Annotated in this window: 14 protein-coding genes and 3 tRNA genes; 8 read left to right on the forward strand and 9 right to left on the reverse strand. The window is 72.3% G+C overall.

What is annotated here, in order from left to right; all coding sequences use genetic code 11:
* The first annotated feature begins 8 nt into the window (after positions 1–8).
* Positions 9–911 carry a phosphoribosylaminoimidazolesuccinocarboxamide synthase gene (locus P3H78_RS27350; RefSeq protein WP_276111843.1) on the forward strand — a complete coding sequence of 301 codons (903 nt, stop codon included), beginning with the start codon at positions 9–11 and terminating at the stop codon, positions 909–911.
* 90 nt (positions 912–1,001) lie between these two features.
* Here P3H78_RS27350 and P3H78_RS27355 read toward each other — a convergent pair.
* From P3H78_RS27355 to P3H78_RS27390, 8 genes are all read right to left on the reverse strand, one after another.
* Positions 1,002–1,077: transfer RNA gene (locus P3H78_RS27355), tRNA-Gly, on the reverse strand.
* A 23-nt stretch (positions 1,078–1,100) separates the two neighbouring features.
* Positions 1,101–1,724, reverse strand: coding sequence for a response regulator transcription factor (locus P3H78_RS27360; protein ID WP_276111844.1), 624 nt, complete (start codon positions 1,722–1,724; stop codon positions 1,101–1,103).
* On the reverse strand, positions 1,721–3,013 hold the full coding sequence (locus tag P3H78_RS27365) for a sensor histidine kinase (RefSeq protein WP_276111885.1): 1,293 nt from the start codon (positions 3,011–3,013) through the stop codon (positions 1,721–1,723). Before P3H78_RS27365 ends, P3H78_RS27360 begins: the two co-directional genes overlap by 4 nt.
* Positions 3,014–3,027: 14 nt before the next feature.
* Positions 3,028–3,807, reverse strand: coding sequence for an ABC transporter permease (locus tag P3H78_RS27370; protein ID WP_276111845.1), 780 nt, complete (start codon positions 3,805–3,807; stop codon positions 3,028–3,030).
* A complete protein-coding gene (locus P3H78_RS27375; protein WP_276111846.1) occupies positions 3,804–4,736 on the reverse strand; it encodes an ABC transporter ATP-binding protein in 933 nt (310 codons plus the stop codon). The genes P3H78_RS27370 and P3H78_RS27375 overlap by 4 nt, the downstream gene beginning before the upstream one ends.
* Before the next feature lie 149 nt (positions 4,737–4,885).
* A tRNA-Gly gene (locus P3H78_RS27380) sits at positions 4,886–4,958 on the reverse strand.
* An 81-nt stretch (positions 4,959–5,039) separates the two neighbouring features.
* Positions 5,040–5,111: transfer RNA gene (locus P3H78_RS27385), tRNA-Gly, on the reverse strand.
* A gap of 166 nt (positions 5,112–5,277) precedes the next feature.
* Positions 5,278–5,595, reverse strand: a complete 318-nt coding sequence (locus tag P3H78_RS27390) for a histone-like nucleoid-structuring protein Lsr2 (protein WP_276111847.1) — start codon at positions 5,593–5,595, stop codon at positions 5,278–5,280.
* Positions 5,596–5,948: 353 nt separating this feature from the next.
* On the opposite strand from P3H78_RS27390, the gene purS reads away from it, so the two are divergent.
* The 7 genes from purS to purM all read left to right on the forward strand — a co-directional run bounded on the left by purS (position 5,949) and on the right by purM (position 13,459).
* Entirely contained in the window at positions 5,949–6,212 is a 264-nt protein-coding gene (purS, locus tag P3H78_RS27395; RefSeq protein WP_276111848.1) for a phosphoribosylformylglycinamidine synthase subunit PurS, read from the forward strand.
* The gene (gene purQ, locus P3H78_RS27400) at positions 6,209–6,889 is read left to right on the forward strand and encodes a phosphoribosylformylglycinamidine synthase subunit PurQ (protein ID WP_276111849.1); all 681 of its coding nucleotides are present in this window, start codon (positions 6,209–6,211) and stop codon (positions 6,887–6,889) included. Before purS ends, purQ begins: the two co-directional genes overlap by 4 nt.
* Positions 6,886–9,144 (forward strand): phosphoribosylformylglycinamidine synthase subunit PurL, encoded by a 2,259-nt coding sequence (gene purL, locus P3H78_RS27405; protein ID WP_276111850.1) that lies wholly within the window; start codon positions 6,886–6,888, stop codon positions 9,142–9,144. The genes purQ and purL overlap by 4 nt, the downstream gene beginning before the upstream one ends.
* A 220-nt stretch (positions 9,145–9,364) precedes the next feature.
* Positions 9,365–10,159 carry a sterol carrier family protein gene (locus P3H78_RS27410; protein ID WP_276111851.1) on the forward strand — a complete coding sequence of 265 codons (795 nt, stop codon included), beginning with the start codon at positions 9,365–9,367 and terminating at the stop codon, positions 10,157–10,159.
* 67 nt (positions 10,160–10,226) lie between these two features.
* On the forward strand, positions 10,227–10,745 hold the full coding sequence (locus P3H78_RS27415; protein ID WP_276111852.1) for an META domain-containing protein: 519 nt from the start codon (positions 10,227–10,229) through the stop codon (positions 10,743–10,745).
* Between the two features lie 61 nt (positions 10,746–10,806).
* Positions 10,807–12,336, forward strand: a complete 1,530-nt coding sequence (gene purF / locus P3H78_RS27420) for an amidophosphoribosyltransferase (RefSeq protein WP_276111853.1) — start codon at positions 10,807–10,809, stop codon at positions 12,334–12,336.
* Positions 12,337–12,379: 43 nt separating this feature from the next.
* On the forward strand, positions 12,380–13,459 hold the full coding sequence (gene purM, locus P3H78_RS27425; RefSeq protein WP_276111854.1) for a phosphoribosylformylglycinamidine cyclo-ligase: 1,080 nt from the start codon (positions 12,380–12,382) through the stop codon (positions 13,457–13,459).
* 65 nt (positions 13,460–13,524) lie between these two features.
* Here purM and P3H78_RS27430 read toward each other — a convergent pair whose 3' ends face one another.
* Entirely contained in the window at positions 13,525–13,779 is a 255-nt protein-coding gene (locus P3H78_RS27430) for a DUF3073 domain-containing protein (protein WP_276111855.1), read from the reverse strand.
* Between the last annotated feature and the right edge of the window lie 104 nt (positions 13,780–13,883).

Below are 13,883 nucleotides of genomic sequence, written 5' to 3' on the forward strand. Positions count from 1 at the left end.
GAGGAACCGTGTCCGGATTCGTCGAAAAGCCCGAGCCGATCGAGGTTCCGGGTCTGGTGCATCTGCACACCGGCAAGGTGCGCGACCTGTACCGGAACGAGGCGGGTGACCTCGTGATGGTCGCCAGCGACCGCATGTCCGCCTACGACTGGGTCCTGCCGACCGAGATCCCCGACAAGGGCCGCGTCCTCACCCGGCTCTCCCTGTGGTGGTTCGACCGCCTCGCCGACCTCGTCCCCCACCACGTCCTGAGCACCGACCTGCCCGAGGGCGCCCCCGCCGACTGGGCCGGCCGCACCCTGGTCTGCTCCTCGCTGCGGATGGTCCCGGTGGAGTGCGTGGCCCGCGGCTACCTCACCGGCTCCGGCCTGGCGGAGTACGAGCAGACCCGCACGGTCTGCGGCCTCGCCCTGCCCGAGGGCCTGGTGGACGGCTCCGAGCTGCCCGCCCCGATCTTCACCCCGGCCACCAAGGCGGAGGTCGGCGAGCACGACGAGAACGTCTCCTACGAGGAGGTGGCCCGGCAGGTCGGCGCCGACACCGCCGCCCGGCTGCGCCGCACGACCCTCGACGTCTACGGACGCGCCCGGGACATCGCCCGCGACCGCGGCATCGTCCTCGCGGACACCAAGTTCGAGTTCGGCTTCGACGCCGAGGACCGCCTCGTCCTCGCCGACGAGGTCCTCACCCCGGACTCCTCCCGCTTCTGGCCGGCCGACCAGTGGCAGCCGGGCCGCGCGCAGCCGTCCTACGACAAGCAGTTCGTCCGGGACTGGCTGACCTCCGCGGAGTCCGGCTGGGACCGCCGCGGCGAGCAGCCCCCGCCGCCGCTGCCGCCGCAGGTGGTCGAGGCGACCCGGGCGAAGTACCTGGAGGCGTACGAGCGTCTGACGGGGATGAGCTGGAGCTGAGGCACCGCGCCCCGGACCGCTCCGAGGCGCCGCCCGCGCTCCCCGGGCCGCACACGTGAGAAGCCCCCGGTGGAACCGGGGGCTTCTTCATGGAGCGGACGACGAGGCTCGAACTCGCGACCTCAACCTTGGCAAGGTTGCGCTCTACCAACTGAGCTACGTCCGCAGTGCGCCGTGGCGCGAGAGCAACTATACCCAACCTCGCCCGCGTGCGAGGCGCACTGCCGCGTGGCGGTTCTCCGCCCCGAGCTTGGTCACCGCCGAGGAGAGGTAGTTCCGCACGGTGCCCGGCGACAGCGCCGCCCGTGCGGCGATCTCCGCGACGGGCGCCCCGTCGGCGGCCAGTTCCAGCACCTCCGCCTCGCGCGCGGTCAGCGGGGAGTCCCCGGCGGAGATCGCGTCGGCCGCCAACTCCGGGTCGACGTAGCGGTTTCCCGCGTGGACGGTCCGGATGACCTCGGCGAGCCGCTGCGCGCTGACGGTCTTCGGGACGAATCCTCGCACCCCGGCCGCCAGCGCCCGCTTCAGGTGCCCGGGCCGTCCGTGCCCGGTGACGATCAGGACCCGGCAGTCCGGCAGGTCCGTCCGCAGGGATGTGGCGACCTTCACACCGTCCGCGCCGGGCATCTGGAGGTCCAGCACGGCGACGTCGGGTGCGTGCGCCATCGCCATCGCCAGCGCCTCGGGCCCGCTCGCCGCCTCCGCGACGACGAGGAGGTCGTCCTCCAGGGCGAGCAGCGCTGCCAGGGCCCCGCGGATGAGGTGCTCGTCGTCGGCGAGCAGCAGCCGGACCGGGCGGGGGGACGGAGTCATGGGGTGACCTCGCTCAGCGGGGCGGACGCGGGCGGCGGGACAGGGGGTGCGCCGTCCGCGGGCGGCGGCAGGGGCACCGCGGCGGTGAGCCGGAACCGGCCGGGCCCGGCCGGCCCGGCGCACAGGGTGCCGTCGAGCTGGGCCAGGCGCTCCCGCAGTCCCGCGAGGCCGGACCCGCGACCGGCCTCGGGGCCGGGACACCGCTCCGGCACCCCGTCGTTCTCCACGGTCAGCTCGGCGCCGCCGTCCGCCACCCGCAGGGTGACGGCGCACGTCCGGGGCGCGCCGTGCCGGAGGACGTTGGTGGCGGCCTCGCGAACCACCCAGCCGAGCGCGGACTGCACGGACGCGGGCAGCCCGGCGGCCGATCCGGTCACCGTGCAGGCGATGCCCGCGGCCGCCAGCACCCCCTGGGCACCGGTCAGTTCGGCTCCCAGGTCCGCCTCGCGGTAGCCGCGGACGACGGCGCGCACCTCGCGCTGCGACTCCTGGGCCAGCCGCTGCACCTCGGTCATCTGCGCCACGGCCTCCGGCCGTCCCCGCTGCGCGAGCTGCACGGCCAGCTCGGCCTTCAGCGCGATGACCGCCAGGTTGCGCCCCAACACGTCGTGCAGGTCCCGCCCGAACCGCAGGCGCTCCTCGGCCACGGCGAGCCGGGCCTCGATCTCGCGGGCCCGTTCCGCCTCCCACAGCACGGACAGCGTCCAGGCCCCGCAGCGCGCGGCGGACAGGGAGAAGCCCGCGGCGAAGGCGATCACCACCACCGTGGCCACGAGACCGGGACCGAGGGGCCGCACGACAGCGAGGGCGGCCACGAGCGCCACGGCGAGGGCCGCGCTCCGGCGCAGGAAGACGTGGACCGGCACGGCGAGCGCGTACGGCAGGCCGAACGGCATGAGTGCCGCACCGATCGAGAGCCGGGTCGTGACGGGATCCGTCCCGTGCACCGAGGCGAGCACCACGATCAGGGCGAGCGCCAGGCCGAGCAGGGCGGCGGGAGGGACCATCGCGCGCGGCGGCAGCGCGCGGCGCCCGAGGTAGTGGTCGAGCGCGTGCCGGAGCCCACGGCCGGCCGCAGCGCACTGCAGGACGGTCACCACGACGAGGAGCCCGCCGAGCGTCAACGGCAGCGGCCTGCGGTCGAGGCCGCCCACCATGGGCAGCAGCAGCCAGCTGAGCGGGAACACCCAGATGCTGGCGTGCCAGGTGACCACGCTCTGCAGCTCGACCCGCTCGGCCTTGCTGAGGGCACGCCAGTGCCGTTGATGCCACCGCCGGATCCGCCCCATCGCCGCGCCCCCCGTCACCTACGCGGTTCCCACCGGAACCACCGCCGTACAGCAAACACGGCGACGAGGCACCAGGCCAGTGCCGACACCAGAGCGCCCAGCAGCTCGTACGAGTCCAGCCGGCCGGTCCAGCCCGCGCCGACCAGCCGCATCGGCCCGGACAGCGGCAGGAGGGCACAGACGGAGGCGATCCGGTCGGGAAGGAGGCCGGCCGGGACGGCGATGCCGGAGCCCACCATGGAGACGAACACCAGCGGCAGCGCCGTGACCTGGCCGCTCTCCACGCTCCGGGTGACGGCCGCGGTGAGCGCGGCCAGCGCGGGGCTCAGGACGAGCCCCGACACCAGCCCGAGCACGGTCAGGTACGGGGCTCGGGGCGCTCCGGTGTGCAGCAGCACCCCGCAGGCCACGCTCAGCAGCAGGGCCTGGGCCAGGCCGAGTGCGACGGCCGGCAGGGCCGTGCCGGTGAGGATCTCGGTGTCGGAGAGCTCGCCGGTGCGCAGCCGTTTGAGGACGAGTTCCTCGCGGCGGGCGACGTAGGTGTTCACCAGGGAGGTGTACACGGCGAAGAGGAAGGAGAAGCCGATCGCGGCCGTCGCCATCGCCCCGCCGACCGGCAGGCCGCTCTTCGCCGGCTCCATCCGGTCGAGGGCGGGGCGGACGGTGAAGGGCAGGACCAGGGGGACGGCCAGCGCGGTGAACACGACCCCGCGGTTGCGGCCGAGCAGGGCCAGTTCGGCCCGGGCCAGTGCCCGCATCCGGCGGCCCGCCGGTGCCAAGGCGATGCTGCTCATGCCATGACCTCCTGCTCGCGGGCGATCCCTAGGAACGCCTCCTCCAGGGAGGCCGAGCGCGCGTCGAGACCACTGAGCACGACCCCGGACCGCTCGGCCCACGTCAGCACGCCGGTGGCGGTGCGCTGCAGCTCCCGGGTCCGCAGCCGTACGACGCCGCCGTCGACCTCGTGCCCGCAGACGCCGAGTTCGGCGAGCGGAGGCAGGTCCCCCAGGAAGTACCCGTCCGGCAGCCGGAAGGAGATCCGGGCGGGCTGGGCGGCGGTCACCTCGGCCGGGGTGCCGGTGGTGGCGATGCGTCCGTCGTGCAGGATCGCGAGCCGGTCGGCGAGGCCCTCGGCCTCGTCCAGGTAGTGGGTGGTGAGCAGCACGGTCGTCCCGCCGTCGCGCAGGGCGCGCACCAAGTCCCAGGTGTCCCGGCGGCCTTCGGCGTCCAGTCCGGTCGTCGGCTCGTCCAGGAACAGCACCTCGGGGTCGCCGAGCAGGGCGAGGGCCAGGTCCAGCCGCCGCCGTTCGCCGCCGGAGAGCTGTTTGACCCGTACGCCGGCCCGCCCGCCGAGCCCGACCAGGTGCAGCACCTCCCCCTCCGGGCGGGCCCCGCTGACGCAGCCCGCCCACATCCGCACGGTCTCGGCGACGGTCAGCTCGGCCGGGAAGCCGCCCTCCTGGAGCATGACGCCGGTGCGCGGCCGGACGGCGGCGCGTTCGGTGTACGGATCGCGGCCCAGCACCCGGACGCGTCCCGAGGCCGGTGGGGAGAGGCCCTCGATCACCTCGACCGTCGATGTCTTGCCCGCGCCGTTGGTGCCCAGCAGGGCGAAGACCTCGCCGCGTTTCACGTGGAACGTGATCCCGCGCACCGCCTCGAACCCGCCCGCGTAGACCCGGCGCAGGTCGGTGATCTCCATCACGTGTTCGTTCGCGTCCATGGCTTCAGCGTCCTGCCGGCGGAGGGCCGGGAGCAGTGCGCGGTGTCATCGCTCGGCATGACACATGTCAGGTGCGGAGGGACGCGAAAGGAGGACCGGGAGACAGAGAACGAAAAGACCCCGATCTCAGGACCGGGGTCTTTTTTCCGAGCGGACGACGAGGCTCGAACTCGCGACCTCAACCTTGGCAAGGTTGCGCTCTACCAACTGAGCTACGTCCGCATTGCCTCCGACCGGCTCCCACCGATCGGCGCGAGCACCAGCCTACCTGATCCACATGTGTGGTCCGGACCGGCGGTGCAGAGCGGGTGACAGGAATCGCACACTGCGCCTTCCCCCTGGAAGGGGGATGTTCTACTACTGAACTACACCCGCATGTAGTCCTCGGGACTTCGGCGTCTCGGCCTCGCCCCTCGGCGTGCTCCAGACATTAGCTGATCAGCAGGGGGGTAGCGCAAGTCGGTTGGCCGCAGGGCCCGCTGACGGGCGCTGAGCCGGGCGGAGCGGCCCCCGGCGGAGCCGGAGGCCGCGGCCCGCCGTGTCACTGTGCCGAGGCGAAGGCCTCGTAGACCCGCTTGGGGATCCGCCCGCGGGCCGGCACCTCCAGCTTGTTGGCCTGCGCCCAGGCCCGGACGGCGGCGGGGTCCGGGGCGACCTCCGTCTGCCGGTAGGCCCTGCCCGACTTCGACCGCTTCCGGCCTGCCTCCAGGTACGGCGCGAGCGCCTTGCGCAGTTCCTTGGCATTGGTTTGGTTCAGGTCGATCTCGTAGGACTTGCCGTCGAGTCCGAAGGCGACCGTCTCCGCCGCTTCCGAGCCGTCCATGTCGTCAAAGAGAGTGACCACGACACGCTGCGCCACGAATAATCGGTCCCTTCGTGCGACACCTGCTGCCACGTGCTCCGCGGTGACGTGCGAAGACGTTCGGAGATGTCGACTGTCCGCCTGTTATCGGGAAAAGTATCGGCTGTCGCCAATTCATTTGTACAGTGCCGGGCATTGCAAAGGGAAGCCCGGCTAAATCCGCCCGCGTGTCCCCGCACAAAACGGGATCCGGTCCTGAACGGCGAACTTTCCCAGAACTCTTCACGAACGCCCCCGCCCGATACCGGATCGTGACGCCCGTCACGTAGATTCCTACGACTCTACCCGCGTAGAAATTTTGTGCGGGTAGTCTGAAGGGACCTGCTCAGCACCACACACCGGGAGTGCCAGTGGCACGCGTCGTAGTCGACGTCATGCTCAAGCCGGAGATCCTCGACCCCCAGGGCCAGGCGGTGCAGCGCGCACTGCCGCGCCTGGGTTTCGACGGCATCTCCGACGTACGTCAGGGAAAGCGATTCGAACTGGAAGTGGAGGGCCCGGTCGACGAGGCCGCGCTCGCCCGCATTCACGATCTTGCCGAATCCTTCCTCGCCAACACCGTGATCGAGGACTTCACCGTCAAGGTGGAGGAAGTCGCGGAGGCCGCGAAGTGACCGCTCGTATTGGCGTCGTCACTTTCCCGGGCAGCCTCGACGACCGGGACACCCAGCGCGCGATCCGCCTGGCGGGTGCCGAACCGGTCGCCCTCTGGCACAAGGACAAGGACCTCAAGCAGGTCGACGCCGTGGTCCTGCCCGGCGGTTTCTCCTACGGCGACTACCTGCGCGCCGGTGCCATCTCCCGCTTCTCGCCGGTGATGGAGAGCGTCGTCGAGCAGGCGCGGGCCGGGCTGCCGGTGCTCGGCATCTGCAACGGCTTCCAGGTCCTGACCGAGGCCCACCTCCTCCCGGGCGCCATGCTCGGCAACGACCACCTCCACTTCATCTGCCGCGACCAGAAGCTGCGGGTGGAGAACGCGGGGACCGCCTGGACCGGCGACTACACCGCCGGGCAGGAGATCCACATCCCGCTGAAGAACATGGACGGCCGGTTCGTCGCGGACACGTACACGCTCGACGAGCTGGAGGCGGAGGGCCGCGTGGTCTTCCGGTACCTCGACGTCAACCCCAACGGCTCGCTCCGCGACATCGCCGGCATCACCAACGAGGCCGGGAACGTCGTCGGTCTCATGCCGCACCCCGAGCACGCCGTCGAGCCGCTGATCGGCTCCGGCCGCACCGACGGCCTGCCCTTCTTCACCTCGATCCTCAAGAAGCTGGTCACCGCATGAGCAGGACGCCTCTGGACACGGTCGAGCACGCGGCCGCGACCCCCGACGTCGAGCTGCCCTGGGCCGAACTCGGCCTGAAGAAGGACGAGTACGAGCGGGTCGTGGAGATCCTCGGCCGCCGCCCGACCGGCGCCGAGCTCGCCATGTACTCGGTGATGTGGTCCGAGCACTGCTCGTACAAGTCCTCCAAGGTCCACCTCCGCCAGTTCGGCGAGAAGGCCCCCGAGAGCGACGCCCTCCTCGTCGGCATCGGCGAGAACGCCGGCGTCGTCGACGTCGGCCAGGGCTACGCGGTCACCTTCAAGGTCGAGTCGCACAACCACCCGTCCTACGTCGAGCCCTACCAGGGCGCGGCCACGGGCGTCGGCGGCATCGTCCGCGACATCATCGCGATGGGCGCCCGCCCGGTCGCCGTGGTCGACCCGCTGCGCTTCGGCGCGGCCGACCACCCCGACACCAAGCGCGTCCTGCCCGGAGTGGTCGCCGGCATCGGCGGCTACGGCAACTGCCTGGGCCTGCCCAACATCGGCGGCGAGGTCGTCTTCGACGCCTGCTACCAGGGCAACCCGCTGGTCAACGCCGGTGCCATCGGTGTGATGCGGCACGAGGACATCCACCTCGCCAAGGCCTCCGGCGCCGGCAACCAGGTCATCCTCTACGGCGCCCGGACCGGCGGCGACGGCATCGGCGGCGCCTCCATCCTCGCCTCCGAGACCTTCGACGACGCCAAGCCGTCGAAGCGCCCGGCGGTCCAGGTCGGCGACCCCTTCCAGGAGAAGCTCCTCATCGAGTGCACGCTGGAGGCCTTCCGGGAGAAGCTCGTCGTCGGCATCCAGGACCTCGGCGCGGCGGGCCTGTCCTGCGCCACCTCGGAGCTTGCCTCCAACGGCTCCGGCGGCATGCGCGTCACCCTGGACGACGTGCCGCTGCGCGACTCCACGCTCTCGCCCGAGGAGATCCTCATGAGCGAGTCGCAGGAACGCATGTGCGCCGTGGTCGAGCCGGGGAAGGTCGACCGGTTCCTGGAGATCTGCGCCAAGTGGGACGTCATCGCCACGGTGATCGGCGAGGTCACCGACGGCGACCGCCTGGAGATCTTCTGGCACGGCGGCAAGATCGTCGACGTCGACCCGCGCACCGTCGCCCACGACGGCCCGGTCTACGAGCGCCCCTACGCCCGCCCGGACTGGCAGGACGTCCTCCAGGCCGACGACGCCGGGAAGCTCCCCCGCCCGGCGACCGGCGAGGAGCTGAAGGACCAGGTCCTGCGGCTGGTGGGCTCCCCCAACCAGGCCTCCAAGAAGTGGATCACCTCGCAGTACGACCACTTCGTGCAGGGCAACACCGTCCTCGCGCAGCCCGAGGACTCGGGCATGATCCGCATCGACGAGGAGTCCGGCCTCGGCGTCGCCATCGCGACGGACGGCAACGGCCGGTACGCCAAGCTGGACCCGTACACGGGCGCGCAGCTGGCCCTGGCGGAGGCCTACCGGAACGTGGCGACGACCGGCGCCAGGCCGCTCGCCGTCTCCGACTGCCTGAACTTCGGCTCGCCCGAGGACTCGGCGGTGATGTGGCAGTTCGCGGAGGCCGTGCGCGGCCTGGCGGACGGCTGCCGGCAGCTCGGCACCCCGGTGACCGGCGGCAACGTCTCGCTCTACAACCAGACCGGCGAGGCCGCCATCCACCCGACCCCGGTGGTCGCGGTCCTCGGCGTCATCGACGACGTGGCCCGCCGTACCCCGGTCGCCTTCCAGGAGGAGGGCCAGCTCCTCTACCTGCTGGGCGACACCCGGGAGGAGTTCGGCGGTTCGGCCTGGTCCCAGGTGGTCCACGACCACCTCGGCGGCATGCCCCCGAAGGTCGACCTGGAGCGCGAGCGGCTGCTGGCCGAGATCCTGATCTCCGCCTCCCGCGACGGCATGATCGACTCCGCGCACGACCTGTCCGACGGCGGCCTGGTCCAGGCGGTCGTGGAGTCGGCGCTCCTCGGCGGCAAGGGCGCCCGCCTGGTCGTGCCGGACGGTCTCGACGCGTTCACCTTCCTGCTCTCCGAGTCGGCCGGCCGCGCCGTCGTCGCCGTGCCGCGCTCGGAGGAGGTGCGCTTCAACGACATGTGCGGTGCCCGGGGCCTGCCCGCCACCCGCATCGGCGTCGTGGACGGCGACGCGGTGGAGGTCCAGGGCGAGTTCACCCTCTCCCTGGCCGAACTCCGCGAGACCCACGAGCAGACGATCCCGTCGCTGCTGGCGTAACCCACCGGCCACCCCGTCCCCCGCCCCCACCCGCCGCCTGCGGGTGGGGGCGGGGGCGTGGGACGGGGCGGCTCGCGCGCGCCCTGCGCCGGGTCCCGGCCCGCCCCTCGCCGTGCCCGGCCGTCGGCCCCCGTGCCCGGCCCCGTCGGCCACCGGGCTCAGCTCCGTCGGCCCGCGGGCCCGGCCCTCTCGATCCCCCCGGCGGCATAGGGTCACTCCCATGCCCCCGGCCAAGAAGCGTGCCCGCAGCTACGATCCCGTCCGGACCCGGGCGGCGGTTCTCGCCCAGTTCGGGAGTGTGCGGGAGGGCGTGCGCGGGCTCACCGCGGAGCAGGGGGCGTTGCCCACCCGGCTCGGGGACTGGACGGTGCGCGAGCTGGTCGCCCACATCGGGATGGCGGTCACGGCCGTGCACCGGGCCCTGGACCGGCCGGCCCCGCCGCGGCAGGACGCCCGGGTGACCGACTGGCCCTTCGCCACCTCCGGGAGCTCCGCCGCGATCGCCGCCTTCACCCGGGACCTCGCGGCCGAGCACCCCGACCTCGACGCCTACCTCGCCGAGGTCGAGCAGAGCCTGCGCGCCCTGCTCGGCGCCACGCCCGGCGGCCGGCTCCTGGAGACCGACGCGGGCGCGCTGCCGCTCGACGACTACCTGGTGACCCGTGCCGTCGAGCTCGTCGTGCACACCGACGACCTCAACGCCGCCGTGCCCGGTCTCGACGTGCCCCACGACCGCCAGGCGCTGGCCGCCGCCACCCGGCTGCTCGCCGACGCCCTCGCCGTGCGGGCGCCCGGCGGGTCCACCGAGGTGCGCATCCCGCCGTTCGCCGTCGTGCAGTGCGTCGAGGGGCCCCGGCACACCCGCGGCACCCCGCCCAACGTGGTCGAGACCGACCCGCTCACCTGGATCCGGCTCGCCACCGGACGGACGCAGTGGGCGGAGGCCGTCGGGACGGCCGTCCGCGCGAGCGGGGAGCGGGCCGACCTCGGGCCCCTGCTGCCGCTGATGGCCTGATCCGCGCCCCGGGACCGGGCGGGGCGGCCGAGGGGAACCGGCCGCCCCGCCCGCCCGTCCCACCGGCATGGACACACAGCGACTCACCCTCGCCGTCCTGGCCGTGCTGCCCCTCACGCTGGCCTGCGGAAGCGGTGTCGCGGGCGGGGCCGCGGGCGTGGGAGACGGCAGCGCCGCCCCGGTGCCCGCGGCGGCCCCGGCCGGCGCCCACCACCGCGCCGCGGACGCCACCGCGGAGGCGGACGTGCCGCTGCAGGGCACCCGCTGGGACGTCACGGCGACCGGCGCCGGCGGCACGGCCGTCCCCGTGCCGGGGAAGGCCCGTGCTCACCTCGTGTTCGACGCGGGCCGGGTCACCGGCAGCCTCGGCTGCAACGGCTTCAGCGCCGCGGCCACCGTCCGCGACGGACGTATCGCGCTGGGCCCGGCCGCGACCACCCGCATGATGTGCGACGCCTCACTCATGACCGTGGAGAAGGACCTCCTGCGCCTCTTCGGCACCACGGTGAGTTACCGCATCGATCAGCGCACCCTCACGCTGACCAGCGAAAACGGCGGGACGGTGACGGCAGGGGCGGCGCGGTGACGCACCGTGGGCGACCCTCCCCAATTCGGACCAGTGGTCGACCTCGCCTACACTCGGTGCCGTGCCACGTGGTGACGGTCGACTCAATCACGATCTGCTCCCCGGCGAGAAAGGCCCCCAGGACGCGTGTGGCGTCTTCGGTGTCTGGGCTCCGGGCGAAGAGGTCGCAAAGCTCACGTACTTCGGGCTCTACGCCCTCCAGCATCGGGGTCAGGAATCCGCGGGAATCGCGGTCAGCAACGGCTCCCAGATCCTCGTCTTCAAGGACATGGGCCTCGTCTCCCAGGTCTTCGACGAGACCTCGCTCGGTTCTCTCCAGGGTCACATCGCGGTCGGACACGCCCGCTACTCGACCACCGGCGCCTCCGTGTGGGAGAACGCCCAGCCGACGTTCCGTGCCACCGCGCACGGCTCCATCGCGCTCGGCCACAACGGCAACCTGGTGAACACCGCCCAGCTCGCCGAGATGGTCGCCGCGCTGCCGAAGGACGCGGGCGGCCGTACGGCCCGGGTCGCGGCGACCAACGACACCGACCTGCTGACGGCCCTGCTGGCCGCCCAGGTCGACCCCGACGGCAAGCCGCTGACCATCGAGGAAGCGGCCCACACCGTCCTGCCCCAGGTCAAGGGCGCCTTCTCGCTCGTCTTCATGGACGAGCACACCCTCTACGCCGCCCGTGACCCGCAGGGCATCCGCCCGCTGGTCCTCGGCCGGCTGGAGCGCGGCTGGGTGGTTGCCTCCGAGACCGCCGCCCTCGACATCACGGGCGCCAGCTTCGTCCGCGAGATCGAGCCGGGCGAGTTCGTGGCGATCGACGAGAACGGCCTGCGCACCTCGCGGTTCGCGGAAGCGAAGCCCAAGGGCTGCGTCTTCGAGTACGTGTACCTGGCCCGCCCGGACACCGACATCGCCGGCCGGAACGTGTACCTCTCCCGCGTCGAGATGGGCCGCCGTCTCGCCAAGGAGGCCCCCGTCGAGGCCGACCTGGTGATAGCGACCCCGGAGTCCGGCACCCCGGCCGCCGTCGGTTACGCCGAGGCCTCCGGCATCCCCTTCGGCAACGGTCTGGTCAAGAACGCCTATGTGGGCCGGACCTTCATCCAGCCCTCGCAGACCATCCGCCAGCTCGGCATCCGGCTCAAGCTGAACCCGCTGAAGGAAGTCATCAAGGGAAAGCGCCTGGTGGTCGTGGACGACTCGATCGTCCGCGGCAACACCCAGCGGGCCCTGGTGCGGATGCTGCGCGAGGCGGGCGCCGCCGAGGTCCACATCCGGATCTCCTCGCCGCCCGTGAAGTGGCCCTGCTTCTTCGGCATCGACTTCGCCACCCGCGCCGAGCTGATCGCCAACGGCATGACCATCGAGGAGATCGGCACCTCCCTCGGCGCCGACTCGCTGGCGTACATCTCCATCGACGGCATGATCGAGGCCACCACGATCGCCAAGCCGGACCTGTGCCGCGCCTGCTTCGACGGCGAGTACCCGATGGAGCTGCCGGACCCGGAGCTCCTCGGCAAGCAGCTGCTGGAGACCGAGCTGGCCGCGGGTCCCGCCGCCACTGCCGCGGCCGACGCGATCCGTCGCCCGTAGGCACCCGTCAGCCCCGTAATCCCGACCCGAAAGATCCCAGGCAATGTCTGAGACCACCACCGGTGCGGCCGGTGCCTCCTACGCGGCTGCCGGCGTCGACATCGAAGCGGGCGACCGCGCCGTCGAACTCATGAAGGAGTGGGTGAAGAAGACGCAGCGCCCCGAGGTCCTCGGCGGCCTCGGCGGTTTCGCCGGCCTCTTCGACGCCTCCGCCCTCAAGCGCTACGAGCGTCCCCTCCTGGCCTCCGCCACCGACGGCGTCGGCACCAAGGTCGACATCGCCCGCCGGATGGGCGTCTACGACAGCATCGGCCACGACCTGGTCGCCATGGTCATGGACGACATCGTGGTGTGCGGCGCCGAGCCGCTGTTCATGACCGACTACATCTGCGTCGGCAAGGTCCACCCCGAGCGGGTCGCCGCGATCGTGAAGGGCATCGCCGAGGGCTGCGTGCTGGCCGGCTGCGCCCTGGTCGGCGGTGAGACGGCCGAACACCCGGGCCTGCTCGGTGAGGACGACTTCGACGTCGCCGGCGCCGGCACCGGCGTCGTGGAGGCCGACCGGCTGCTCGGCGCCGATCACATCCGTACGGGTGACGCGGTGATCGCGATGGCCGCCTCCGGCCTTCACTCCAACGGGTACTCCCTCGTCCGCCACGTGCTGCTGGAGCGGGCGGGGCTGTCGCTCGACGCGCAGATCGAGGACTTCGGCCGCACCCTCGGCGAGGAGCTGCTGGAGCCGACGAAGATCTACTCGCTGGACTGCCTGGCGCTGACCCGCACCACCGAGGTGCACGCCTTCAGCCACATCACCGGCGGCGGGCTCGCCGCCAACCTGGCCCGGGTGATCCCGGACGGACTGCACGCCGTGGTCGACCGCTCCACCTGGACGCCGGGCCCGGTGTTCGACCTCGTCGGCCGGACCGGCGACGTCGAGCGGCTGGAGCTGGAGAAGACCCTCAACATGGGCGTTGGCATGATGGCGATCGTGCCGGGCGGGTCGGTGGACGTGGCCCTCACCACCTTGGCCGACCGCGGGGTCGAGGCCTGGGTGGCCGGCGAGATCACGGACCGCGGGGCGCACCCGACGGGCGCGGCCCTGGTCGGGGACTACGCGGGCTGACCCGGCGCGGACAGCACAGAACCCGGTCCGTGGAGGCCACGGACCGGGTCGTGATCAGTACAAGGTCAAGCGCCGCGACGACGTTGGTGCGAGGAGTTGCCGTCCTCGTCCTCATCGTCGTCGTCGTACAGGTCGGCGTACCGGCTGTACAGCTCGTCGTCCTCCTGCTCATCGTCCTCGAACGGTTCGCCGTTCGGCGATGCGTTCGATGTCGATGCGCCCAGCTCCTCGGCCAGGCGTGAGAGGTCTGTCCCACCGCTGTTGTACTTCAGCTGGCGGGCGACCTTCGTCTGCTTGGCCTTGGCCCGGCCGCGCCCCATGGCTCGACCCCCTCAACGACGGGGCTCGACGGCCCCAGAGTCTTGACACGCGTTCATGATCCGGAACGGACTCTCCGCAGAGAGACCGGTCCGTAGGGCTCCCA

The organism is Streptomyces tropicalis, from assembly GCF_029269835.1.
GTDB lineage: Bacteria > Actinomycetota > Actinomycetes > Streptomycetales > Streptomycetaceae > Streptomyces > Streptomyces tropicalis.